General features: G+C 64.4%; 24 protein-coding genes. 16 read left to right on the forward strand and 8 right to left on the reverse strand.

Going from position 1 to position 24,620, the window contains the following annotated elements; all coding sequences use genetic code 11:
* Positions 1-214 precede the first annotated feature (214 nt).
* Positions 215-958: a DUF2786 domain-containing protein gene (locus GGD67_RS00005; RefSeq protein WP_018320488.1), complete on the forward strand. Its 744-nt coding sequence runs from the start codon at positions 215-217 to the stop codon at positions 956-958.
* Positions 959-1,044: 86 nt separating this feature from the next.
* Here GGD67_RS00005 and GGD67_RS00010 read toward each other — a convergent pair whose 3' ends face one another.
* Positions 1,045-1,653, reverse strand: a complete 609-nt coding sequence (locus GGD67_RS00010) for a hypothetical protein (protein WP_179730457.1) — start codon at positions 1,651-1,653, stop codon at positions 1,045-1,047.
* 268 nt (positions 1,654-1,921) lie between these two features.
* Between GGD67_RS00010 and GGD67_RS00015 the strand changes: the two genes are divergently transcribed.
* The 3 genes from GGD67_RS00015 (at position 1,922) to GGD67_RS00025 (ending at position 4,998) form a co-directional block, all read left to right on the forward strand.
* Positions 1,922-3,955: a VTT domain-containing protein gene (locus GGD67_RS00015; protein ID WP_179730458.1), complete on the forward strand. Its 2,034-nt coding sequence runs from the start codon at positions 1,922-1,924 to the stop codon at positions 3,953-3,955.
* A complete protein-coding gene (locus GGD67_RS00020; protein ID WP_018320486.1) occupies positions 3,955-4,647 on the forward strand; it encodes an endonuclease/exonuclease/phosphatase family protein in 693 nt (230 codons plus the stop codon). The genes GGD67_RS00015 and GGD67_RS00020 overlap by 1 nt, the downstream gene beginning before the upstream one ends.
* A gap of 159 nt (positions 4,648-4,806) precedes the next feature.
* A complete protein-coding gene (locus GGD67_RS00025) occupies positions 4,807-4,998 on the forward strand; it encodes a hypothetical protein (RefSeq protein WP_018320485.1) in 192 nt (63 codons plus the stop codon).
* A gap of 58 nt (positions 4,999-5,056) precedes the next feature.
* On the opposite strand, the gene GGD67_RS00030 is transcribed toward GGD67_RS00025, so the two are convergent.
* Complete coding sequence (locus tag GGD67_RS00030; RefSeq protein WP_179730459.1) at positions 5,057-5,278, reverse strand: hypothetical protein; 222 nt, start codon at positions 5,276-5,278, stop codon at positions 5,057-5,059.
* 258 nt (positions 5,279-5,536) lie between these two features.
* Between GGD67_RS00030 and GGD67_RS00035 the strand changes: the two genes are divergently transcribed.
* Positions 5,537-5,857, forward strand: a complete 321-nt coding sequence (locus GGD67_RS00035; protein WP_038970337.1) for a DUF1476 domain-containing protein — start codon at positions 5,537-5,539, stop codon at positions 5,855-5,857.
* A gap of 17 nt (positions 5,858-5,874) precedes the next feature.
* Here GGD67_RS00035 and GGD67_RS00040 read toward each other — a convergent pair whose 3' ends face one another.
* Positions 5,875-6,453, reverse strand: coding sequence for a TIGR00645 family protein (locus tag GGD67_RS00040; RefSeq protein ID WP_092258137.1), 579 nt, complete (start codon positions 6,451-6,453; stop codon positions 5,875-5,877).
* Between the two features lie 158 nt (positions 6,454-6,611).
* On the opposite strand from GGD67_RS00040, the gene GGD67_RS00045 reads away from it, so the two are divergent.
* The gene (locus GGD67_RS00045; protein WP_179730460.1) at positions 6,612-6,902 is read left to right on the forward strand and encodes a hypothetical protein; all 291 of its coding nucleotides are present in this window, start codon (positions 6,612-6,614) and stop codon (positions 6,900-6,902) included.
* A 17-nt stretch (positions 6,903-6,919) separates the two neighbouring features.
* Here GGD67_RS00045 and GGD67_RS39670 read toward each other — a convergent pair whose 3' ends face one another.
* Entirely contained in the window at positions 6,920-7,048 is a 129-nt protein-coding gene (locus GGD67_RS39670; protein ID WP_018320480.1) for a hypothetical protein, read from the reverse strand.
* A 780-nt stretch (positions 7,049-7,828) separates the two neighbouring features.
* Between GGD67_RS39670 and GGD67_RS00050 the strand changes: the two genes are divergently transcribed.
* Complete coding sequence (locus GGD67_RS00050) at positions 7,829-8,755, forward strand: septal ring lytic transglycosylase RlpA family protein (RefSeq protein WP_179730461.1); 927 nt, start codon at positions 7,829-7,831, stop codon at positions 8,753-8,755.
* On the opposite strand, the gene GGD67_RS00055 is transcribed toward GGD67_RS00050, so the two are convergent.
* Positions 8,752-9,705 (reverse strand): alpha/beta fold hydrolase, encoded by a 954-nt coding sequence (locus GGD67_RS00055; protein ID WP_018320478.1) that lies wholly within the window; start codon positions 9,703-9,705, stop codon positions 8,752-8,754. The two genes, GGD67_RS00050 and GGD67_RS00055, sit on opposite strands and share 4 nt — an antisense overlap.
* Positions 9,706-9,858: 153 nt before the next feature.
* On the opposite strand from GGD67_RS00055, the gene GGD67_RS00060 reads away from it, so the two are divergent.
* The 9 genes from GGD67_RS00060 (at position 9,859) to GGD67_RS00100 (ending at position 19,657) form a co-directional block, all read left to right on the forward strand.
* Positions 9,859-11,121 carry a D-alanyl-D-alanine carboxypeptidase family protein gene (locus tag GGD67_RS00060; RefSeq protein ID WP_018320477.1) on the forward strand — a complete coding sequence of 421 codons (1,263 nt, stop codon included), beginning with the start codon at positions 9,859-9,861 and terminating at the stop codon, positions 11,119-11,121.
* 2 nt (positions 11,122-11,123) lie between these two features.
* On the forward strand, positions 11,124-11,810 hold the full coding sequence (tmk, locus tag GGD67_RS00065) for a dTMP kinase (protein ID WP_179730462.1): 687 nt from the start codon (positions 11,124-11,126) through the stop codon (positions 11,808-11,810).
* A complete protein-coding gene (locus GGD67_RS00070) occupies positions 11,807-12,853 on the forward strand; it encodes a DNA polymerase III subunit delta' (protein WP_179730463.1) in 1,047 nt (348 codons plus the stop codon). The genes tmk and GGD67_RS00070 overlap by 4 nt, the downstream gene beginning before the upstream one ends.
* A 108-nt stretch (positions 12,854-12,961) precedes the next feature.
* A complete protein-coding gene (gene metG, locus GGD67_RS00075; protein ID WP_179730464.1) occupies positions 12,962-14,965 on the forward strand; it encodes a methionine--tRNA ligase in 2,004 nt (667 codons plus the stop codon).
* A gap of 12 nt (positions 14,966-14,977) precedes the next feature.
* Entirely contained in the window at positions 14,978-15,754 is a 777-nt protein-coding gene (locus tag GGD67_RS00080) for a TatD family hydrolase (protein ID WP_179730465.1), read from the forward strand.
* Positions 15,755-15,767: 13 nt separating this feature from the next.
* On the forward strand, positions 15,768-16,565 hold the full coding sequence (locus tag GGD67_RS00085; protein ID WP_018320473.1) for an MBL fold metallo-hydrolase: 798 nt from the start codon (positions 15,768-15,770) through the stop codon (positions 16,563-16,565).
* A gap of 211 nt (positions 16,566-16,776) precedes the next feature.
* Entirely contained in the window at positions 16,777-17,325 is a 549-nt protein-coding gene (locus GGD67_RS00090) for a TRAP transporter small permease (RefSeq protein WP_018320472.1), read from the forward strand.
* Positions 17,326-17,327: 2 nt separating this feature from the next.
* Positions 17,328-18,641 (forward strand): TRAP transporter large permease, encoded by a 1,314-nt coding sequence (locus GGD67_RS00095; protein ID WP_179730466.1) that lies wholly within the window; start codon positions 17,328-17,330, stop codon positions 18,639-18,641.
* 38 nt (positions 18,642-18,679) lie between these two features.
* Entirely contained in the window at positions 18,680-19,657 is a 978-nt protein-coding gene (locus tag GGD67_RS00100; RefSeq protein WP_179730467.1) for a TRAP transporter substrate-binding protein, read from the forward strand.
* A 90-nt stretch (positions 19,658-19,747) separates the two neighbouring features.
* Here GGD67_RS00100 and GGD67_RS00105 read toward each other — a convergent pair whose 3' ends face one another.
* Genes GGD67_RS00105 through GGD67_RS00115 form a run of 3 tightly spaced genes read right to left on the reverse strand, consistent with a single transcriptional unit; the run spans position 19,748 to position 24,355 of the window.
* Positions 19,748-21,397, reverse strand: coding sequence for an acyl-CoA synthetase (locus GGD67_RS00105; RefSeq protein WP_179730468.1), 1,650 nt, complete (start codon positions 21,395-21,397; stop codon positions 19,748-19,750).
* Between the two features lie 21 nt (positions 21,398-21,418).
* Positions 21,419-23,308 (reverse strand): TRAP transporter large permease subunit, encoded by a 1,890-nt coding sequence (locus GGD67_RS00110; protein WP_179730469.1) that lies wholly within the window; start codon positions 23,306-23,308, stop codon positions 21,419-21,421.
* Positions 23,309-23,323: 15 nt separating this feature from the next.
* Positions 23,324-24,355, reverse strand: a complete 1,032-nt coding sequence (locus GGD67_RS00115) for a TRAP transporter substrate-binding protein (RefSeq protein ID WP_018320467.1) — start codon at positions 24,353-24,355, stop codon at positions 23,324-23,326.
* Positions 24,356-24,620: the final 265 nt, after the last annotated feature.

A 24,620-nucleotide genomic window follows, 5' to 3' on the forward strand; every position in this document is an offset into this window, starting at 1 on the left:
CGCGGCAGACCTCGGACATGGCTTCTCCTTCCAGAAGCCGGGCGACAAAGCGAAGGCGTTCTTCCATGACCGAACTCGCTCTCCACGGCATCGCCACCTCCCGCAGAACAAAAGCGGAAAGTGTAACCCATGTGTCCGGTACGTTCTGTCACCTATGTCTCGGGCCGCTCACCGAACGGGGTCTCTCGGTCGGGCTTTCCCGAGCAGGTGATCGGTGGACCAGGCGTTAAATCCGGACGGGCTCGGCAAGCTCAAGCTTCGCATTCAGGCGTTGCGCGCCAAGACCATCGCCAATGGCTGTACCGAGGACGAGGCGCTGTCTGCCGCCGCCAAGGTTGCCGAACTGCTGGATCGCCACGATTTGTCGCTCTCCGACGTCGAGTTGCGCGCCTCGCCGTGCGAACGGAGGGTCTTTGAGACCCATCGCAAGAAGCGAATTCCGCTCGACGACTGCATCGGCGCGATCGCTCATTTCTGCGATTGCCGGGTCTGGCGCGAGAAGAACCCGGCCGGCGAGAACATCTATGTGTTCTTCGGTCTCGGCGCCGATGTCGAGGTCGCGCATTACCTGGCCGAGCTGATCGACGGCGCCGTGCGCGCCGAACTTGGGCGCTTTAAGACCTCGGTCGACTACGCCCGGTTCCGGCACCAAGAGCGGCATCTGGCCAATGCCTCCTTCGCGCTCGGGATGGTGGCGTCGATCGCGGACAGGCTGGTGGCAATCAAGGCCAGTCGCGATCAGGTCAACGAAGGCACCGGCCGCGGGCTGGTGGTTCTCAAGACCTCGGTGGTCGATGCGGAATTCGACAAGCTCGACCTCAAGCTCCGGACCCAGCGCAGCACCGGACGGATGGTGTCGATGACGGCCTATGAAGCCGGTGGCGACGCCGGAGCGTCGCTAGCCATTCATTCCGGCCTTGGTAGAGCGCGGTCAGGGGCCACTGCCAAAGGAAGCTGACCGCATTAGGGCGCGTGAGCTACGCCGTGCCACACGTGCCCTACGCCCGTCTTTTTCAAGTGGGCAGCCTTGGCAAACCGAAAACCTCAGCTCTTCGGACCGCCACCCTTCAGCGCGTTCCACGCGGCCTGGTTCGCCTGATCGAACGCCTTCCGGGACTCGGCGAGCGCCTCGCTCAGGACCGACCAGGATTCGCTGCCGGCCTGCTTCAGCTTCTGCAGACGCGCTTCGGCTTCGGACGCATCGGATTTCATCTGCTTGAGCGCGGCATCGACATCGACGGTGCGGGCTGCGGTCACTTTACCCGCGGCCTCGCGGAATTTGTCCGCCGCTTCGCGCCAGGCCTTGGCTTGGGCCGCTGCGACGTCCTTGAAAGTGGCTTGCTGCTGCTCCAACTGTTTGCCGGCGCCTTCGAAGTAGGTTTTCACCTGGGCCTCGAATCCCGCCCACTGCTTTTCCAAATCGGCCTTGGCGTCCGTCCAGGCGGCTTCACCTGCTTCCGCCTGGGACTTGAGCATTGCCTGAAACGCGTCACGGCGCGTCGTCAGATCGGACAGGAGCTGATCCGTCTTCACCTTGGACTCGGCCTTGGCCTGACCTGCCTTGACCTCGAACGAGGCCAATGCGGCGTCCATCTCGTCGATCCGCTCCTTGGCCCAATTGAGGTAGAAGTGCATGCTGCTCTGCTGTGACATGGCCGTCTCCATCTGCTTGCCGACCTGAGGTTCCCAGAGCTTCGGCCTGCTCGTATTGACCTGTCTCAATGATGTTGCGGTCTCACGAAATTGCGACGGCGCACAGCGCAGACTCAGTGCCTGGCAACCTCGACCTCCTGGATTCGTGGAACCCCTTGAGCATTCAGCGCGTTTAGACGCGAATGCAAATTGCGAGGTCCACCTGCTTCAGAGCTCATCCACCCTGATACCCGGCGACACCGTCTGGCGGCGGTGCAAGGCGCGGCGCGTGGCGGTTCTGAACGATGCGGCCGCTTATTTCGCGGCCCTGCGCGAGGCGCTGCTCGCGGCGCAGGATCTCATCTACATCGTCGGGTGGGATATCCATAGCGAGACCAGGCTGGTTGGATCGTCGGGGCGGGCGGATGACGGCTTGCCGGAAGAGCTCGGCCCATTTCTGCGCGCCCTCGTTCACCGCCGGCCGGACCTGCGGATCAACATTCTGGTCTGGGACTTCGTCTCGTTCTACGCCTCCGAACGGGAATGGAATTCCGCGGCCAAATTCACCGCCGACACGGACGGCCGCGTCCGATTTCATCTGGATTCCACGCTTCCGTTCGGCTCGGCCCAGCACCAGAAGATCGTCTCTATCGACGGCTCACTGGCGTTCGTCGGCGGGCTCGATCTGACGATCAGGCGCTGGGACACGAGCGATCATCGCGTCGATCACGAACTGCGCTGCGACCCCCAGGGCAAGCCATACCCGCCGTTTCATGATGTTCAATGCGTGGTCGACGGGGATGCTGCCGCCTCGCTGTTCGAGCTCGCCGAGGAGCGCTGGCGTGCGGCAGGCCAACAGATGCAGGATCGGCATGCGCAAAAGAGTATGCGCTGGCCGTCGCATGTGCCGGTCGAGGCTGAGCTCATGCCGGTTGGGATCGCCCGGACCGAGGTGGTCTGTCCTGCAGGTTCGACCATCAGGGAGGTCGAACGCTCCTTGATTGCAGCGATCCGGTCCGCGACGAGCTTCATCTACATCGAGAACCAGTTCACCAGCGCGATCAAGATCGCGCATGAGTTGGCGGAGCAGATGCAGCGCGTGCCGTCGCTCCGGGTTCTGGTCGTCGCTCCAAAACTGCATTCCTCGTGGCTGGAATCCCAGGCCATGCAGAACGGCCGTGGCGCGTTCATCGACTGCTTCAGCGAGGCCGGCGTGGCAGATCGCATCCGCTTCGTCTACCCGGTCACACGAGAGGGAGACACGGAAGCGGCCGTGATGGTGCACAGCAAGCTCATGATCGTCGATGACAGGATCTTGAGGATAGGCTCGGCCAATTTGAACAACCGGTCGATGGGCGCCGACAGCGAATGTGATCTGATTTTTGAAGCCGCATCCGACGAACATCGGGAGTCCGTCGCTTCAGTTCGGCGTCGCCTGATAGCCCATTTTTGTGGCCTCGACGAACGGAGCGTCAGGCAAAACGACGATCGTCTTCTTGCTCTTATGGACGAGGTGTCGAAAGCCGATGGCCCGAAGACGCTGCGGGCAGTGGAAGCCTCAGTCCTGACCAGCACTCTGGCCACGATGGTTCAGCCGGTGGCGGACCCTGAGCGGCCCCTTCATCTCGAGCGGGCGGCATCGCGCATGTGGAGCACGAAGACCGTCATCGGGATCGTATCGATCGCCGTGGCGCTTTTTGGCTTGGCAATAGCCTGGTCGTACACCTCCTTGAGCGATTTGGCCGACACGGGCCGCGTCTCGAATTTGCTGTCTACTTACTCCCAGTCCGTCTGGGGGCCGCCACTCGCAATCGCGGCTTTTGTCGTTGGCGGGCTGGTGGTGTTTCCGGTGCTCGTGCTCATTGCAGCAACGGCTGCCGCGCTTGGGCCATGGCTGGGTTTCGCCACTGCGATCGCCGGCGTCTTGCTCAGCGCCTTCGTCCTTTTCGTGATCGGGCGGGCCCTCGGACGGCAGCGGCTCCAGCAGTTGCTCGGACGACGCGCCGCGCGGATCCAGGACCGCGTTGTCGGCAAGGGCGTCCTGGCTGTCGTCGTCATCCGGATGATTCCCATCGCACCGTTCTCGGTCGTGAACGTCGTGGCTGGCGCGAGCACGCTGCCTTTGCGCGACTTCCTGCTCGGAACCCTGCTTGGCATGACGCCCGGTATTCTTGCCATGGCCGTGCTGGGGGCTCAGATCGCGGATTTGGCCCGCCATGCATCCTGGAGCAGCATGTTGCTGTTGGTGCTGGCGTTCCTGGGCTGGCTCGGCGTCTGCGCAGGCGCGCAATTCCTCGCGACCTGGCTCGCCGGGAGGCGCTGATGGCGCCGGTGCGTTTCATGACGTGGAATGTGCACGGCACGTTCAATCTCAATCCGAAGTTCGATCTGGAGGGGGTCTGCTCCATCCTTCGCAAATGGGCTCCTGATGTCGTCGCGCTTCAGGAGGTGGATTCGCGATCGAGGTCCGACGATCCGTTTGCGAAGCTGGCGAGTGTCGTCGGCGATCACCGCGTTCACGCCAAGTCGATTGTCACCGCGGATGGCGACTACGGTCAGATGCTCCTGAGCCGCTTTCCGTTCTCCGGGGTGCCCGAAATCGTCGACGTGTCGTATCGGGAGCGCGAGCCGCGCAGGGCCATTGCCGCTGGCCTCCTGACGCCGGTCGGTGATGTGCGCGTGGTTGCCACGCATCTCGGCCTGAGCATCCACGAGCGGCATGCCCAGGCACAAACCCTGGTGAGCCTGGTGAAACCCGAAAGGACCGTCGTCCTCGGCGATTTCAACGATTGGTTTTGGGTCAAGTCGGTGCGGCGCGTGCTCGCGCAGGCCTGCCCAAACCGTACGCGGCTGCGCACCTTCCCATCGCGCTTGCCCCTGATGCGGCTCGACCGGATTTATGCGACCTCTGATAGCCGGATCGCGAAAGTCTGGACCGACACGGAGGCGAGGGCGTTCTCGGACCACCTGCCCGTCATCGCCGAGGTTGATATCCAGGGGCCTTCGAGAGCCTAGAAAAAGCTTTATTCTACAATAGCATAGCTACTATGCATGGGGTTGTTTTTCGATATTTGTTGGAGCCCGTTCGGGCGGGGCGGACCGGTCGAGTTCCAATTTGCAGGGCCGCCGGGTCCGCCCAGTGGAACCCTTTCGCCGGGTCTGCGTTGTCTCCGCATGACTGAAGACCTTTCCTTCCGACGCAAACCTCTGACCCCCGAGCAGCGCCAGGCGCGCGATGCGGCACGCCGGATCGAGGCCGAAAAGGCCATGCGCGACCATGAAGAGGCGCAGAAGGCGTTTTACGCCAACAAGGAGCGGCTGAAGGCCGAACGGCTGGCGCGCGAGGCGGCGGCGGCGAAGGCCTGATCCAGCGCGGGTCCCGCCCGCAATCTTCTGACGCGATCTGTCCGGGCGATGCCGCCGGCTAGTGCCGTTTCGGCGTCCGCGTCGCGCTCCAAGCCAGCCTCAGCGCCTGGACGGCCCCTGTGAACGCGCCGCGGGGCGATTGCGCCTCGATGGCTTCGGCTGCGATGCGGCAATCGTCGGCGACCTTGAGCAGCCCGCTTTTCGCGAGGTCCATGGAGAGGGCGGCCTGCTCCAGGCAAACCCGTTCAAGCCGTCGAAACTCCCGCAGCTCTTTGTTCATGCGTCAGCTCTCGGTATGCCCCAAGCCATGCGGCGCCGAGTCTGCTTAACGATCAGTAAACGATCTCTGCCTAGCCGAGCCGGCTGGCGCCGGGCTTGTGCAGGGATGCACGCGCCCGGCGCGGGGGCGCATCGGCAGGCTTGACGGCGTTTGGCTTCCGCCGGAAGCTTCAACTGATCCGAACTGACGTGAAGCACGGGAGACGTTCGCCCCCAGCCAGTCCGACACCTATCAGCGCAAGCGCAAATGGAGCTGACCATGACCACGTTCGACAAGCGCGAGCAGGGCTTTGAGGCCAAGTTCGTCCACGACGAGGAATTCATGTTCAAGGCCACCGCCCGGTCCAACAAGCTGCTCGGGCTTTGGGCTGCAGGCCAACTCGGGCTGAGCGGCGATGCCGCGGCAAGCTACGCCACCACGCTGGTGACGGACCATCTGGAGAGCCGGGCGATCGCCGATGTCGTAGACAAGGTGTCAGGCGATCTCGCCGCCAAGGGCATCGCGCGTGAGCAGGTCGCGCTGAAGCTTCAGGAGTGCCTGCACCAGGCGCTGGCGCAGCTCGAAGTGGACAAGCAATAAGGCCGACCTTGGTAACCTCACTCGGCCTGCTTGCGCGTGCCGGAGTCACCGAGCTTGTCGACATAGGCAATGCCGATCGCCGAAACGACGAAGGTGAGGTGGATCAGCACCTGCCACATCACGCCGGTCTCGGTGAAGCCGGCGCGGTTCGAGCCGAGATTGCCGGCCTCGATGAAGGTGCGCAGCAGCGCGATCGAGGAGATGCCGATGATGGCCATGGCGAGCTTGATCTTGAGCACGCTCGCATTGACGTGGCCGAGCCATTCCGGCTCGTCGGGATGGCCCTGCAGGTCGAGCCGCGAGACGAACGTCTCGTAGCCGCCGACGATCACCATCACGAGCAGGTTGGAGATCATCACGACGTCGATCAGCGCCAGCACACTCATCATGATCTGCTGCTCGGTGAGGTCGAGGGCGTGCCAGGAGAGGTGCCAGAGCTCTTTCAGGAACAGCGCGATGTAGACGCATTGCGCCACGATCAGTCCGAGATAGAGCGGCAGTTGCAGCCAGCGCGAGCCGAAGATGATCATCGGCAGCAGGCCGAGGCGCGGCGAGGGCGAACGAGGTTCGGATTGGGGTGAAGGCTCAACCGACATTCAGGCTGCATCCTCGCAATCGAAACGATCGCTTTCATCTAGCCCGACAACATGGCCGGCGGAAGACGCGCCGCACGTCCCGCCAGCGGCTGATCGCGCCATTTCGTGCTAGCGTGCCGAACGGCCATCGCGCGACGGTGTGGATCGGGAGGCGGGGAGTGACGAGGAGCGGCTTTCGCAGGTGGTCCGGCGGCATCGCGCTCGCCGGCGCGATCATGATTGGCGCGGGCGCCGCGGAGGTCTCGGCGACACCGCTGACGCCGTTTCGCTACGAGGCGCAGGCGCAGCGTCATTGCCCGCACGACAAGGTGGTCTGGCTCGACCTCAGGAAGGGCATCTACTACCGCAAGGGTCAGAAGCGGTACGGCCAGGGGGTCGACGGCAGCTTCGTCTGCCTGAACGAGGCCCGTGACAGCCGCTATCGCCGCTCCCTGCTGGGTCTGCGCTGAGTGGCGCGTGACGCCGGCTATTTCTGCGCCGGCAGCCTGACCGGCACGTGCGGGGAGGTGCTGATGACCCGGGGGCTTCCGTCCGGATAGGTGCGGTCGCCGCGGATCAGGGATTCCAGGACCAGGAAGAATTTCTCGGCAAGCATTTGTGTCACCCTCGTTGGTGATGGCCTCTGGAAATGAGTCGAGGCACCGAACGCGGGAATTCAATCAACAGATTGGGAGCGGGACATTGGCGCATACTGCGCCGCGGTGGAGCTGTGCTGGAGGGTAACGAAGCGGGGCTCAGGCGAACGCCAGTGCCACGAGGCTCGAGCAGAGCAGTACCAAGCCGCCGGCGGTCAATGCCAGGAAGCCGTCAGATACCAGGTCATGGTTGCGCATGTGACACCTGCCGCTCTCGTTTTCGATGCTCGCTCGGATCGATCAAAATTGTCCGAACGCGCCGTCTTGAAAGAGGTGATGCTCGCGCGAGTGCCCTTAGGCCCTCGTGCGGTAGCCTTCAAACGCATGGGCCAGGAAGATCCCCGCGCTTACCAGACCCATCAGTGCCGAAACCGTCTCGATCATCGTTAAATTCCAAATCCCGCCCTTGCAGCCGAGAGAACGCGTGCGGCCTTGCACAGTCAAAAGAATTCCAGTGAAGGCAGCGACAATGGGGGTGGAGTGAGGATTCGGCGCAACAGAATGTCCAGCCGTGGCACAGGGTTGGCGCCATCGCTCCGTAGAACAACGGAAAAATGCGAACGTCTCGTTTACCATCCCGGCGGGATCGCTGTGGGCTCCCCATTTCCGCCGTGTTCGGGTTGCGTTATCGTTACCGCATCCGACGCGGTGGTGGGCCGCCTCGGATTAAAGGACCGGACAGCGCTCCCCGTAGCCAAAGCGGGGTGGGTACACCTCCGGCAAAGTGGTATTTGGGGCGCATGGGGATCCGACGGTCAGATTCGGTTTTGCGGGCCGCGCGTGGCGCTGCGGCGGTCGCGGCCTGCGTTGCGCTGGCCAATTGCGCCTCCTCCAACAAATTCGCCAGCCGCGTCGATCCGAAATACGGCGTGTCCTCGAGCCCCCGGGTCGTGGCGTTCGGGGACCCGGTCCCGAAGGGCGGCGGCACCTACCGCGTCGGCAAGCCCTATGTCGTGGCCGGCCGGACCTACATGCCCGAGGAGGACGTCAACTATCGCGCCGAGGGCATGGCGTCCTGGTACGGCGATGACTTCCACGGCCGCCTGACCGCCAATGGCGAAGTGTTCGACATGACCTCGCTGACCGCGGCGCATCCGACCCTGCCGATGCCGTCCTATGCGCGGGTGACCAATGTCTCGAACGGCAAGTCGCTGATCGTGCGCGTCAATGACCGCGGCCCCTATCACGGCAACCGCCTCATCGATGTCTCGAACAAGGCCGCCGAACTGCTTGAATTCAAAGGCAATGGCGTCGCCAAGGTCCGCGTCGAATATGTCGGCCGGGCGCCGCTCGAAGGCTCCGACGACCGCCAGCTTCTGGCGACCCTGCGCACCGGCGTTCCGGCGCCGTCGCCCTCGATGGTCCGGGTCGCCTCGGCCAAGCCCTTCGTGCCGGAATTGCCGGGATCGAGCCGCGGTGCCATTCGCGGCGACGTGCCGATGCCGGAGGGGCGGCCCTATAATCTCGGCACCACCTCCGCCGACATGGCCTCGCTCAATGCGACCTCGGAAATGTCGGCCTCGAGCCGCGGCCGGGGGCGGGCGGTCCACAACGCGCGCGCCGTGTCCTATGACGCGGACGGCCGCTACGCGGCGGAGAACGCGCCGTCATCGGCCGACGGGGCCGCCGAGGCCCGCAGCATCCTGAGCGGCCGCGGGCTCTATTAGGCTGCGCTTTCCTTCAGGAATTGCACCAGCGCCGCGTTCACCTCGTCGGGCCGTTCCTGCTGCACCCAATGGCCGGCGCCCTCGATGATCAGCTTCTGCTTCAGATTGGGCAGCACGCGCTCGAGCTCGTTGACGCGCTTGGCACCGATCAGGCCGGTGATGACGGCGTCCCTGGAGCCGGCGATGAACAGCGAGGGCTGATGGATCTGCGCGTCCTGCCAGGGCGCCGTCAGCTCCCAATTGCGGTCGATGTTGCGGTACCAGTTCAGCCCGCCGCGAAAGCCGGACTTGCGGAAGCTTTCGGTGAAATAGGCGAGGTCGGCCTCGCCGAGCCAGCCGGGCAGCGGCTCCTCGGTGGTGGCGTGGCTGAGAAAGCCCTTGCCCTCCTGCACGAACATGGCGGCAGTGGGATCGGCAAGGCCGCGTCCGCCGAGCACGATGCGCATGGTGCGGGCGACGTCTCGTTCCAGCTCGGCCTCGGCGACGCCGGGCGCCTGGAAGTACTGCCAGTAGAAATTGGTGACGCCGCCCTGGCGCAAGAGGTCGAGCGGCTTGCCGCGGCCGCGGAACGGCGGCGGCACGCTGAGGCCCGCGACCGCCGTGAAGATGTCGGGCCGGAACAGCGCCGCATGCCAGGCAACCGGTGCGCCCCAATCGTGGCCGACCACCATCGCCTTGGTCTCGCCGAGCGCCTGCACGAGACCGACCATGTCGCCGACCGTGTCGAAAATCGAGTAGGCTGCGACCTCAGGCGGCGCGGCGCTCTGGCCGTAGCCGCGCATGTCGGGGGCGACGACGTGAAACCCGGCCGCGGCCAGCGCGGGGATCTGGTGGCGCCAGGAATAGGAAAGCTCCGGCCAGCCATGGCACAGCACGACCAGCGCACCCTGGCCGGCTTCGCGGATGAAGAGATCGATGCCGTTGGCCTTGATCACGCGGGTGGAGGACATCGCTTTTCCGCCTTGTTTCAGGGGTTTGGTCGAAAAACATAAGGCGCCACGATAGGGGCGCGGCGAGAATCGTGCAATCTCAGGGACAGGCGTCGAACCGCGTGTTGTTCGCATCTGTTCCAACTGTTAGAACGCCTCTCTCAGGGCTTCGCCATGGCATTTCGTCTTCCTTTGCTTAGTCGTAACTGGCTCACAGCCGGAACACTGGCGCGCGGGCTGGTCGCCGCGATTCTGGTGGCAAGCATCGGCTGGAGCGGGGCGCTTCTGGCCGCCAACCAGAGCATCCAGGGCGCCAAGAAGCCTGATGATGCCGGATTCGACGGCGATGCCCCGACCGCGATCCTGATCGAGGCCTCCTCAGGCAGCGTGCTGTTCGAGAAGAACGCCGACGAGCTCCGAGCGCCCTCCAGCATGATGAAGCTGATGACGGCGGAGGTCGTCTTCAATGCCATCAAGAAGGGCGACATCAAGCTGACCGACGAGTACCGGATCAGCGAGAACGCCTGGCGCCGGGGCGGCGCGCCCTCGGGCGGCTCGACCATGTTCGCCGCCATCAACAGCAAGGTCTCGGTCGACGATCTCCTGCACGGCGCGATCATCCAGAGCGGCAACGATGCCTGCATCGCGCTCGCCGAGGCCATGGCGGGCAACGAGAAGATTTTCGCGGCGGACTTCATGACCAAGCGCGCCCGCGAGCTCGGCATGACCAAATCGACCTTCGGCAACTCCAACGGTTTGCCCGACCCCGCCAACAAGATGACGGTGCGCGAGCTTGGCATGCTCGCCCGGCACATCATCCTGGACTTTCCGGAGTTCTACAAACTGTTCGGCGAGAAAGAGTACACCTGGAACAAGATCCGCCAGCCCAACCGCAATCCGCTGCTCAATTCGATGGAAGGCGCCGACGGGCTGAAGACCGGCTATACCAAGGAGGGCGGCTACGGCATGGTCGGCTCGGCGGTGCAGAACGGCACGCGGCTGATTGTCGTCGTCAACGGACTGGAAGACCCCGAGGATCGCGCGACGGAAGCCAAGAAAATGCTGGAATGGGGTTTCCGCAATTTCGAGACCCGCACGCTGATCGCGGCCGAGCAGCCCGTCGGCTACGCCAAGGTGTTCGGCGGCGAGAGCCGTTCGGTCAAGCTCGTCGCCAAGACTCCGGTGAAGGTGATGGTGCACAAGAACGGCAGCGACAAGCTGATTGCACGCGTCGTTTATAGCGGTCCGGTGCGGGCGCCGGTCGAGGCCGGCCAGCGGGTCGGCGTGGTCAAGGTCTGGCGCAGCGGCAACATCGCGGTGGAGACGCCGGTCTATGCGGCCGAAGCGATCGGCACCGGCTCGACCGTGCGACGCGCGATCGACGGCGCCAGCGAGCTCGTGATCGGCATGTTCCGCGCAGGCGCCGAGAAGCTCTGATCATGAGTGAGAGCGCGCTACAGCGGCCGTCCGGACGCGGACGCTTCGTCACCTTTGAAGGCGGCGAGGGCACGGGCAAGTCGACCCAGATCAAGAAGCTTGCCGACCGCCTCAAGGCGGCAAAGCTCCGCATCCGCGTCACGCGCGAGCCGGGCGGCTCGCCGGGCGCGGAGATCATGCGTCATCTGGTGCTGTCGGGCATGGGCAAGCTGCTCGGCCCCGAGGCGGAAACGCTGCTGTTCGCCGCCGCGCGCGATGACCATGTCCGCACCGTGATCCTGCCTGCGCTCAACCAGGGCACCTGGGTGCTGTGCGACCGCTTCGCCGACTCGACGCGGGCCTATCAGGGCAGCCTCGGCCAGGTGCCTGAGGGCCTGATCAACGCGATGCAGCGGGTCACGATCGGCGATCTCAAGCCGGACCTCACCATCATTCTCGATCTGCCGGTCGAGATCGGCCTGCAACGCGCCGCCGCGCGCCGCGGCAACGGCACGCCCGACCGGTTCGAAGGCGAGAAGCTCGGTTTTCACCAGGGCCTGCGCGAGGCCTATCGCAAGATTGCCGAGGACGATCCCGCACGCTGCGTGCTGATCGACGCCAATTCTGACCCTGACACGGTCGCAGGCCGTGTCTGGGCGGCGCTGCGCGATCGTCTGCTTCCGACGCCCGCCTCGGTGATATCAGCATGAGCCCGCGTCAGACCGAGCCCGAAAGCGCCATTCCGCATCCGCGCGAGACATCGAAATTGTTCGGCCATCGCGAGGCCGAGTCCGCACTGCTGACGGCCTATCGCAGCGGCCGCATCCCTCACGCCTGGCTGATCGGCGGGCCGCAGGGCATCGGCAAGGCGACTTTGGCCTATCGCATGGCGCGCTTCGTGCTCGCCCATGGCCAGCCGCTGGCGGAAGCCGTGCAGCGCGCCGAAGACCTCGCGATCGATCCCGATGACGCCGTGGCGCGGCAGGTGGCGGCCGCCTCGCATGGCGGCCTACTGACGCTGGAGCGTACCGCCAACGATCGCGGCGTGATGCGCACCGTGATCACCGTGGACGAGACGCGCGAGACGATCGGCTTCTTCGGCTCGACTGCCGCGGCCGAAGGCTGGCGCGTCTGCATCGTCGACACCGTCGACGAGCTCAATCCGAATGCGGCCAACGCGCTGCTGAAGATTCTCGAGGAACCGCCGCAGCAATCGCTGTTCCTTTTGGTCAGCCACGCCCCCGCGCGCGTGCTCGCCACCATCCAGTCGCGCTGCCGCAAGCTGCGCCTGCGATCGCTCGCCACGGATGATGTGATTGGCGCTGCGGCTTCGGCCGCCGATCTCGATCCGAGCGATCCCGCGCTGCGCGAGGCGGCGGAGGCCTCCGAGGGCAGCGTTGCACGGGCCCTGACGCTGCTCGGCGGCGATGCGCTCAAGCTCCAGCAGCGCACGGCGGCGCTGCTCGCGCGCCTGCCGCAGGTCGATCCGCGCGAATTGCACACGCTCGGCGATTCGCTCGGCACCAGCGACCGCGTCGCGCTCGCGGCCTTCATCGACGGGATCGATCGCTGGATCGCGGAACGCCTGCATGCGGACGACGCCAATGCCAACCAGAACCTGCCGCGCCTTGCGCGCCTAGCTGAGGTATGGGAAAAGATCGTCCGCGCCGCGCGCGACACCGAAACCTACAATCTGGAGCGAAAGCCCTTGGTTTTCTCGGTGTTTGGCTGGCTGGCGGACGCAACGCGCTAAAGCATGATCCAGAACATTGCGCAGCGGTTTTCCGAAAGATCATGCGCAAATCAATAATCGAACCCAGGTTCGTCTCCAGATTTCGAGAAGCCGGTAAAGGAATTCGTCGTGGCAACGCGAGCTAAGAAAACTGCTAAAGGCAAGGGCCGCAACAAGGCTGCGAAGAAAGCCGCAAAGAAGGCCGTGAAGGCACGTGCGTCCAAGGCCAACGCCAAGGCGGCCAAGAAAGTCAAGAAGACCAAGAAGGCCACGGCCAAGAAGGGCGCGAAGAAGAGCGCCGTGAAGACGGCAAAGAAGGCGGTCAAGAAGGCTGCGAAGAAGCCGGCCGTCGCCAAGAAGCCAGCTAACAAATCAGCCAAGAAATCCGCCAAGAAGTCCGCCAAGGCTCCCGCGAAGACGGTGGCCAAGAAGGCGAGGGTGGTCGCGCCAGTGATCGCAGCGCCGTCCCCCGCCGCCACGCCGAAGGTTGTCAAGCCGAAGGCACCCCGCGCGCCGAAGCCCGCTGCGGCTCCGCAAGCCGCGACGCCCGCAGCCACACCAAAGGCTGCAGCGCCCGTGGCCGCGCCCGCGCGCGACAATGTCTTCTACATCACGACGGCGATCGCCTATCCCAATGGCAGTCCACATATCGGCCACGCATATGAAGCGATCGCGACCGACGTGCTGGCACGCTTTGCGCGGCTCGACGGCAAGGACGTGTTCTTCCTGACCGGCACCGACGAGCACGGCCAGAAGATGGTGCAGACGGCGGCCGGCGAGAACATGGCCGTCTCAGCGCTCGCGGCCCGCAATGCCGGTCGCTTCAAGGAGATGGACGAGCGTCTGAACGTGTCGTTCGACCGCTTCATCCGCACCACCGAGGAGCAGCATCATCGCTCCAGCCAGGAGATCTGGCGGCGCATGGAAGCGAACGGCGATATCTATGCCGACATCTATGCCGGCTGGTATTCCGTGCGGGACGAGGCTTATTACGCCGAGGATGAGACGCGCTTGAACGATGACGGCGTCCGGCTGGGCCCGCAGGGCACGCCGGTCGAATGGGTCGAGGAGAAGAGCTATTTCTTCCGGCTGTCGGCATACCAGGACAAGCTGTTGAAGCTCTATGCGGATCAGCCTGACTTCATCGGGCCGGACTCCCGCAAGAACGAGGTGGTGAGCTTCGTCAGAGGCGGCCTGCGTGATCTCTCGATCTCGCGCACCACGTTCGATTGGGGTGTCAAGGTGCCTGGTGACGAAGAGCACGTGATGTATGTTTGGGTCGACGCGCTGACCAACTACATCACCGGCGTCGGCTTCCCCGATGAGAACGACGGAAACTGGCGTTATTGGCCGGCCGACGTGCACATCATCGGCAAGGACATCATCCGATTCCACGCGGTGTATTGGCCGGCGTTCCTGCTGTCGGCCGGGATTCCGCTGCCGAAGCGCGTCTATGCCCACGGCTTCCTGTTCAGCAGGGGCGAGAAGATGTCGAAGTCGGTCGGCAACGTCGTCGATCCCTTCAATCTTGCCGACCAGTACGGCGTCGACCAGGTGCGCTATTTCTTCCTGCGCGAGGTGCCGTTCGGACAGGACGGCAACTACAATCACGAGGCCATCGTGGCGCGCATCAACGCCGATCTCGCCAACGATCTCGGCAACCTCGCGCAGCGTTCGCTGTCGATGATCGCCAAGCAACTCGGCGGCGTGCTGCCCGAGCCCGGCGAATTCAGCGACAACGACAAGGCAATCCTGGCGATGGCCGACGGCATGGTCGCCGCATCGCGCGAGGCCATGGCAACGCAGCAGATCCATCACTGGCTCAACGCCGTCTGGGCCGTGGTCGCGGAGGCCAACCGCTATTTCGCGGGCGAGGCGCCGTGGGCGCTCGCCAAGACCGACCCGGCAAGGCAGAAGACGGTGCTCTACGTCACCGCCGAAGTCGTGCGCCAGATCGCGATCCTGGCGCAGCCCGCGATGCCGACCGCCTCGGGATTGCTGCTCGACAGCCTCGGCATCCCGGACGGGGAGCGCAACTTCGCCATGCTCGGCGGTGCCAAGCGCATCGCGCCCGGCTCGACCCTGCCGGCGCCGACGCCGGCGTTCCCGCGCTACATCGAGCCGGCAGCCTAGGACGTTTGCGCGATGCTGGTCGACAGCCACTGCCATCTGGATTTTCCGGACTTTGCGGAAGATCTCGACGGGATCGTATCGCGGGCCCGCGCGGCCGGCATCGGCCGCATGGTCACGATCTCGACCCGGGTGCGGAAGCTCGATCAGCTTCTGGCCATCACTGAGCGCTATGAGGACGTCTACTGCTCGGTCGGCACTCATCCGCACAATGCGAATGAGGAGGACGGGATCGCATCGGATGAGCTGATTGCGCTGACGGAGCATCCCAAGGTCGTCGCGCTTGGCGAAGCCGGGCTCGACTATTTTTACGACAACGGCTCGCCAGAGGCGCAGGCGAGGGGCTTTCGCGCCCACATCGCCGCCGCCCGCACCACCGGCCTGCCGCTGGTGATCCACACCCGCGAAGCCGACGAGGACTGCGCACGCATCCTGGAGGAGGAGGCGGCCAAGGGCGCGTTTGGCGCCGTGCTGCATTGCTACACCGGCGGACGCGAGTTGGCGCTGAAGGCGGTGTCGCTCGGGCTCTATATCGGTTTCACGGGCATCCTGACCTTCAAGAAATCGGAGACGTTGCGGGCGCTGGCGGCCGAACTGCCGGCCGATCGCATCCTGGTCGAAACGGACTCGCCCTATCTTGCGCCCGGCAAGTTCCGGGGGAAACGCAACGAGCCCGCTTATGTGGTCGAGGTCGCCAAAGTGCTGGCCGAGACGCGCGGCGTATCGCTTGACGAGATCTCGCGCCAGACCAGCGAGAACTTCTTCCGCCTGTTCTCGAAGGTGAAAGCTTGAAACCGGGAGCCGCATGACGCTGACGCTGACGATCCTGGGCTGCGGCTCCTCCGCCGGCGTGCCGCGCCCGGCGCTCGGTTGGGGCGCCTGCGATCCCAATAATCCCAAGAACCGCCGCCGCCGCTGTTCGCTACTGGTCGAGCGGAAGTCCGAGCACGGCACCACGCGGATCGTGATCGACACCTCGCCGGACCTGCGCGAGCAACTGCTCTCGACCAATGTCGATCACATCGACGCGGTGTTCCTGACCCATGAGCACGCCGATCAGACCCACGGCATGGACGATCTGCGTTCGGTCGTGATGCACATGCGCCGTCGTATCCCGACCTATTTCAACTTGTCGACCGCCAAGGACATCATGGCGCGGTTCTCGTATTGCTTCATCTCGCCGGAGGGCAGCGACTATCCGCCGATCCTGACGCGGCATTCGATCGAGGCGGGCGAAAGCCAGACCATTCTGGGGAAGGGCGGCGCGGTGACGATGACAGCCTTCCTGGTGCAGCACGGCGCCATTCCCGCGCTCGGCTATCGTATCGGCGATGCGGCCTACACACCCGACCTCAACGACATCCCGCGCGAAAGCTGGGGCGCGCTGGAAAATCTGGACCTCTGGATCGTCGACGGCCTGCGCTACACCAGTCATGTCAGCCATTTCAGCATCAACGATGCGCTGTCCTGGATCGAACGGTTCAAGCCGAAGCGCGCAGTCATCACCAACATGACGGCCGATGTCGACTACGAAGTCATCCGGCAATCGCTGCCCGCGGGCGTCGTGCCCGCTTATGACGGGCTGCGGCTGGAAACGCACTGAACCTGCGGTAGAAATTCCCGCCACAAGCAGGCATAGTCCTTGCTTGCACCGGTTGCATCATGTTGATCTAACGTCTGAAAGACAGACGTTGGGCAACGGCGATATTGAAGAGGATCGGCGGCGCGCGATATGTGACCGCCGGGTCGGCTGAATCGCCCACATGTGAGATGGGGATCGCGTGGCAGGGGACGACGTAACGACTGGAGGACCGGTGCGCCGCGCTCTGGATCTCCTTTATCTCGGGGCAGGCTACGCCGCCGGCGTCTTCCTGGTTGCGATCTTTGCAATCATGATGGCCATGTCGGTCGGGCGCCAGTTTGCGATCAACATTCCCGCCGGCGATGATTTCGCGTCCTGGTGCATGGCCGCGATGGCGTTCCTCGGCCTTGCCCATACCTTCAAGCGCGGAGAGATGATCCGCGTCGGCCTGCTGCTGGAACGTCTGCAGGGGCGGACCAAGCAGATCGCGGAGATCATGGCGCTCGGGATCGCCACCGCCTTCATTCTCTATTTCACACGCTATGCCGTGCAGATGACCTACGATTCCTGGCGCTTCAACGATATGGCGCAGGGCGTCGTCCCGCTTCCGCTCTGGATTCCGCAGCTCGGCTTCGCCGGCGGACTTGCGATCCTGTCGATCGCGTTGATCGATGAAATGGTCAATGTCGTCGCCGGCAACCGGCCGACCTACGAAAAGGGCTCGCCGGACGAGACGCCGGATGAATTCATCGAGCGTATCTCGCAGGGCGGCGGAGGTTGACCATGGCCAATCTCGGCATGATCGAGCTGTCGTTCATCCTGCTCGGCGTCATGATCCTGCTGCTGGGAAGCGGCGTCTGGATCGCGGTCTCGCTCGGGCTCGTCGGTTTCGTGGCGATGGCGCTGACCACGAGCCTGCCGCTCGGCGCCGTGCTCGCCACCACCACCTGGAGCGCCAGCGCGTCGTGGACGCTGGCTGCGCTGCCGCTGTTCATCTGGATGGGCGAAATTCTCTTCCGTACCAAATTGTCGGAAGAGATGTTTCGGGGCTTGTCGCCCTGGGTTCAGTGGCTGCCGGGGCGCCTGACCCATGTGAACGTAATCGGCTGCGGCATCTTCGCCGCAGTGTCGGGCTCTTCGGCCGCGACCTGTGCGACGATCGGCAAGATCGCGCTGCCCGAGCTCGACAAACGCGGCTACGACAAGGGCTTGAGCCTCGGATCGCTCGCAGGCTCCGGCACGCTCGGCCTCCTGATCCCGCCCTCGATCCCGATGGTGGTCTACGCGGTCACGGCGAATGTCTCCGTGCTGCAGGTGTTCCTCGGCGGCTTCCTGCCGGGCGTACTCGTGATGGCGCTCTATTCGGGCTACATCATCATCTGGTCGCTGCTCAATCCCAAGAAGGTCCCGCCGCGCGATCCGCCGATGCCATTCCGACAGAAGCTGCGGGAGTCGGCAAAGCTCGCGCCCTGTATGCTCCTGATCATGGCGGTCTTCTTCTCGCTGGTGCTGGGCTTTGCGACCGCCACGGAATGCGCGGCATGGGGCGTCACGGGCGCGTTGCTGCTGGCCTGGTGGAGCGGCACGCTCACGCGCAAGAACTTTCTCGAGAGCATCATGAGCGCGACGCGCCTGACCTGCATGATCATGCTGATCCTGGCAGGCGCAGCCTATACCACGGCCGCGATGGCCTATACGGGCATTCCTGCCGCGCTCGCCACCTGGGTCCAGGGGCAGCAGCTCACGCCGAGCATGCTCGCACTGTATTTGAGCATCATGTACATCATCCTCGGCTGCCTGATCGACGGCATCTCGATGATCGTGCTGACCGCCGTCATCGTGCTGCCGATGGTCAGGCAGGCCGGACTCGATCTGGTCTGGTTCGGCGTCTACCTTATCATCCACGTCGAGATGGCGCAGATCACGCCGCCGGTCGGGTTCAATCTGTTCGTGCTGCAGAACATGAGCGGGCGCGACACGTTCACCGTTGCGCGGGCGGCGTTTCCGTTCTTCATCCTGCTGCTGGTCGCCGTCTTCATCATCACGGAGTATCCGCAGATCGTGATGTTCTTGCCCAAGCTCGCTTTCCCAGATTGAGCGTACCGGTATTCAAATTGACTGTGAGGAGAAGCCTGATGATGTCTCGTTTATTCCGCGCATCCTTGATCGCGGGCCTCGTGGCGGCTGCGACACCCGCTTTGGCGCAAACCAAATGGAATCTGCCGGCAGCGTACCCTGCAGATAATCCGCACTCCGAAAACCTGGCCGCTTTCGCCAAGGACGTCGAAGCCGCCACGTCCGGGAAGCTCCTGATCACGGTCCATCCCGGCGCCTCGCTGTTCAAGGCACCGGACATCAAGCGCGCGGTGATGACCGGGCAGGCGCAGATGGGCGAGGTGCTGCTCTCGATCCACGAGAACGAGGATCCGTTGTTCGGCGTCGACGTCGTGCCGTTCCTGGCGACCAGCTTCCCTGACGCAATGAAGCTGTATCAGGCCTCCAAGCCTGCAATCGCCAAGAAGCTCGATGCGCAGGGTCTCAAGCTGCTGTTCGTGGTGCCTTGGGCGCCGCAGGGCGTCTATGTCAACAAGCCGCTCGCATCGATCGAAGACATGAAGGGCCTGAAATGGCGGGCCTATAACGTCGGCACCGCGCGCATCGGCGAGCTGGTCGGCGCGCAGTCGGTCACGATCCAGGCGGCGGAACTGCCGCAGGCGCTTGCCACTGGCGTGGTGAATTCCTTCATGTCCTCGGGCGGCACGGGCTACGACGCGAAGGCGTGGGAGTCGCTGAAGTATTTCTATGACGTGCAGGCCTGGATTCCCAAGGACTACACCTTCGTCAACAAGGCCGCGTTTGACGCGCTCGACAAGCCGACCCAGGAGGCCATCCTCAAGGCGGCGGCAACGGCGGAGACGCGCGGCTGGAAGGCCTGGCAGGACAAGAGCACCTGGTACATCGATCAGCTCAAGGCCAAAGGCATGACCGTCGAGCCGCCGAGCCCGGCGTTGAAGGCCGGCTTCCAGAAGATCGGCGAGCAGCTCACGGCCGACTGGCTCAAGAAGGCCGGCGCCGATGGTCAGGCGATCGTCGACGCCTATAAGAAGATGTGAGGACGACGAAGCCCTCCGTTCACCGCTTTCCGGCGTGTGGGCGGAGGTGGCTTCTGCGATATCGAGACAGCCTGCTCGTGACGTACCGACTTAGGTCGAGATCGCCTTCGCGGATCCGACCTCGTTGCGCAGCAGGAATTTCTGGATCTTGCCGGTCGAAGTCTTCGGGATAGGTCCGAACACGACGGCTTTCGGCGTCTTGAAGCCCGACATGTGGCTGCGGCAGAACGCGATGATGTCGGCTTCGCTGGCGCTGGCGCCGTCCTTCAACTCGACGAAGGCGCAAGGCACTTCGCCCCATTTCGGATCGGGCTTTGCGACCACGGCGGCGAACAGCACAGCCGGGTGCTTGTAGAGGATGTCCTCGACCTCGACGGAGGAGATGTTCTCGCCGCCGGAAATGATGATGTCCTTGGAGCGGTCCTTGATGATGACATAGCCGCGCTCGTCGAGCACGCCGAGATCGCCGGTGTGAAACCAGCCGCCCTCGAAGGCTTCCTTGGTCGCCTTCTCGTTCTTGAGATAGCCCTTCATCACGATGTTGCCGCGGAACATGACCTCGCCGATGGTCTCGCCGTCGCGCGGCACCTTTTGCATCGTCTTCGGATCGATGACGGTGACGCCTTCCTCGAGCGGGTAGGGCACGCCCTGCCGGCGCTTCATGCGTGCGCGTTCGGCGGGCGGAAGCTCGTCCCAGCCGGGCTGCTCGGCGCAGACGGAGGCGGGGCCGTAGACCTCGGTCAGGCCGTAGACATGGGTCAGCTTGATGCCGATGTTCTCGGCGCCTTCGAGCACCGCGACCGGCGGCGCGGCACCTGCGATCAGGCCGACGACCCGGCGCGCCGCGTTGCCTTTGGGCGCATCGGGCGCGTTGATCAGCGTGTTGTAGACGATCGGCGCGCCGCACATGTGCGTGACGCCGTGCTGCTTGATCAGCTCGAAGATCCTGGTCGGCTCGACCTTGCGCAGGCAGACATTGATGCCGGCGGATGCCGCGATGGTCCAGGGAAAGCACCAGCCGTTGCAGTGGAACATCGGCAGCGTCCAGAGATAGACCGGATGCTGGCCGAGATTGCCGGCAAGGATGTTGCTGACGGCGTTGAGATAGGCGCCGCGATGATGGGTGACGACGCCCTTGGGATTGCCGGTCGTGCCCGAGGTGTAGCTCAGCGCGATCGCGTCCCACTCGTCCTGCGGCAGGATCGCCGTGAACGCAGGATCGCCTTCCGCAACCGCTGCTTCATATTCGATCTCGCCGATGCGACCGCCGCCTTTGAATGATGCGTCGTCGACGTCGACCACGAATGGCTTTGGCCCGCTCATCTGCGCCAGCGCGTCACTTATGACGCCCGAAAACTCGGGATCAACCAGGATGATCTTGGCGCCGCCATGGTCGAGCTGGAATGCGATCGAAGGCGCATCGAGGCGGATGTTGAGCGCGTTGAGCACGGCGCCGGTCATCGGCACGGCAAAATGCGCCTCGTTCATCGCAGGAATGTTCGGCAGCATCGCCGCCACGGTATCGCCGACGCCAATGCCCTTGCGCGCGAGCCAGGACGCAAAACGCTTGCAGCGCTCATAGGTCTCCGCCCAGGTGAAACTGCGGCCTTCATAGACCGTGCTGACATGGTCGGGATAGACGGCGGCACTGCGCGCGAGGAAGCTGAGGGGGCTCAGCGGCACGTAATTGGCGGGGGTCTTGTCGAGGCCGATATTGTACTGGTTCTGCCGCTCACTCATCGACACCCTCCGTCAAACGCCTCAAAGGAATCCGATCGAGATCCACGGGAAGATCGCGACGATGATCAATCCCACCAGCAGCGCCAGCAGATAGCCCCAGATCGGGCGGATGCCCTCGGCCGGATCGACGCGTCCGATGGCGCAGGCGGCATAATAGCCGACGCCGAAGGGCGGGGCGAATAGTCCGATTCCCATAGCGAGAATGATCACCATGGCGTAGTGCACCTCGTGCACGCCGACGGCCCGGGCGATCGGAAACAGCAGCGGTCCGAACAGCACGATCGCCGGGATGCCCTCCAGCACGCTGCCGAGGATGGTGAAGGCCAGGATCGAGACGGCGATGAAGGTCGCCGCTCCCCCGGGCAATCCGGTCATGGCCGCCGCCAGCGAGCGCGAGAAGCCTGATTGGGTCAGGCCCCAGGCCATGCCGGTCGCCGTGCCGATGATCAGCAGAATGGCGCCCGACAGCGCGGCGGTCTCGACCAGCATCGGAAACAGCCGCGACCAGTCGAAGCGGCGGTATACGAGGAGGCCGACCAGGGCGCCATAGACGATGCCGATGGTGGATACCTCGGTCGCGGTCGCGATGCCCTCGACCACGGCGTAGCGGATCACGAAGGGCAGTGCGAGCGCGGGCAGGGCGATGACGAAGGTCTTGCCGATCTCGCCACCGCTGGCGCGGCGCACGTGACTCATGTCCTCGTGGCGGTAGCGCCACCACACCAGCATGCAGAGCGTGATCGCAAGCACGACGCCGGGCAGGAGGCCGCCGGTGAAGAGGGCGGCGATCGAGACGCCAGTCACCGAGCCGATCGTGATCAGCACGAGGCTCGGCGGAATGGTTTCGGTTTGGGCTCCGGTGGCCGCCAGCAGCGCGACGAGATCGCCGGGCCTGGCGCCGCGCTGCTTCATCTCCGGAAACAGCACGGGCGCGACGGCCGCCATGTCCGCGGCCTTGGCGCCTGATATGCCCGAGACCAGGTACATGGCGCCGACTAGCACGTAGTGCAGGCCGCCGCGGACATGGCCGAGCAGGCTCGCCAGGAACGCCACCATGGCCCGCGCCATGCCGGTCATCTCGATCAGCAGTCCCAGGAATACGAACAGCGGCACCGAGAGCAGGATGAGGTGGCTCATGCCCTCGTCCATCCGCCCGACCAGCACCATGACAGGCGTGCGCGTGGTCAGCGCGAGATAGCCGAAGATCGCAAGGCCGAACCCGAACGCAATGGGAACGCCGGCGAAGACGCAGAAGCCGGCGACGCCGACGAAGAAGATGACGAGGTTGAGATTGCCGAGCGGCCGCAGCAACGGCTCCGCCAGCCAGAACAGGCCGATGATGACGGCAACGCTGACGACGGCAGCTGCGACCATCCGGTAATCGGCCGCGCGCAGCAGCCGCAGCAAGGCAAAGGCCGCCATCAGCCCGATGCCGGCCGGCAGCGCGGCGGCGCGCCACATATTGGAGATCTGCAGCGCCGGCGTCGTGATGTAGCTTTCCTCGTAGGCGTAGTCGCAGGCGGGCCAGACGATCAGGACCAGGAACGCCAGCGCCGCTGAGGTCGCGACCAGATCGAGATAGGCCCGCATCGCAGGCTTGGCGCTGGCGACGACCGCCGTCATGCGCATGTGCTCGGAGCGGCGGAACGCAACCGCCGCGCCCAGCATGGCGAGCCACAGGAACAGGATCGAGGCGAGCTCGTCCGACCAGATCAGCGGCCGGTGCAGGCCGTAGCGCGCGACCACGCCGGCAAACAGGATCACGATCTCGGCGACGACCAGGATCGCCGCCGGGATTTCGACGACGAGACCGAGCGCGCGCTCGACCGAACCCAGCACGGAAGGTCGGCGAGGGGACTGAAACGCCGCCTCGCCCGCCACTGCGGTCACCTCGACCTCGACATGAGCCATGATGGCCCCAACGCGTTACGACAGCTTGCCGACGGCCTTTTCCAGGAGGTCCCAGGCCTGGTCGCCATACTTGCCCTTCCACTCGGCATAGAAGCCGGCGGTCCGCAGCTTGTCGCGGAACGGCGCCACCGTGGGCTGATTGAAGGTCAGGCCCTTGGCCGCGAGCTCCTGCTGCAGATTGGCATTGAGCTTGGCGGTGTCCTCACGCTCCTTGACGGCAGCGGCATTGATGTTCTTGGCGACGACGGTGCGCACATCCTGCGGCAGCTTTTCCCAGGCTCTGCGGTTCGCCAGGAACCAGAAGCCGTCCCACATGTGGTTGGTCAGCGAGCAGTATTTCTGCACCTCGTAGAGCTTGGCGGTCGAGATGATCGCCAGCGGGTTCTCCTGGCCTTCGACGATCTTGGTCTGGAGCGCCGAATAGACCTCGCTGAAATTGATCGAGGCGGGCGCCGCGTCGAACGCCTTGAACATCGATGTCCACAGCGGCGACACCGGCACGCGGATCTTGAAGCCCTTGAGGTCGTCAGGACCGGTGATCGGCTTGCTCGACGAGGTGGTCTGGCGGAACCCGTTGTCCCAGATCTTGTCCATGACCTCGAGGCCGGCCTTCTTGATCTCGCCGCGGACATGGGCGCCGAGGTCGCCGTCCATGGCCTTCCAGACCGTGTCGTAGTCCGGGAACGCGAAGCCGATGCCGTTGATGGAGGCCGCCGGCACCAGGGTCGACAGGATCAGGCCGGACAGCGTGAAGAACTCGACGCCGCCCGAGCGGATCTGGCTCAGCATGTCGGTGTCGGACCCGAGCTGGTTGTTCGGGAAGATCTGGAGGTCGAACTTGCCGTTGGTCTCGGTCTTGATCGCCGCCGCCATCTCCTTGGCGCGTACGTTCAGCGGATGGGTGTCCGGCAGGTTATTGGCGTATTTGTAGGTGAACTCGGCGCTCTGGGCGCGGGCCACATGGGGCGCACCGATGCCGCCCAGGACCGCGGTCGCGGCGGAGGCCTTGAGAAGCGTGCGTCGGGAAAAGCGCGTTGAAAAGACCATGGGTCTGCTTCCTCGGAAGGTTTGTTGTTGTTCTGAGATGCAAACCTATACGGACGGAAGGCCTGAAGGTCATCTGCGATCTCGCGAGGCCTCGCTTATTGCAGCCGGACAAGGTCCCGGCAATATCGGCTTTCGCAGAGATGGGCCGGATTGAAAATCTGAAATACAACCCCATGCACAGTAGCCGTCGAGACCCGGGGCGGCGTCGCGGCCCGGACTGAAAATCGCGCTTGGGTGAAGGTGCGGTGGCAGGAATTGCGGCTAA

Source organism: Bradyrhizobium sp. IAR9, assembly GCF_013408065.1.
Classification (GTDB): Bacteria; Pseudomonadota; Alphaproteobacteria; order Rhizobiales; family Xanthobacteraceae; genus Bradyrhizobium.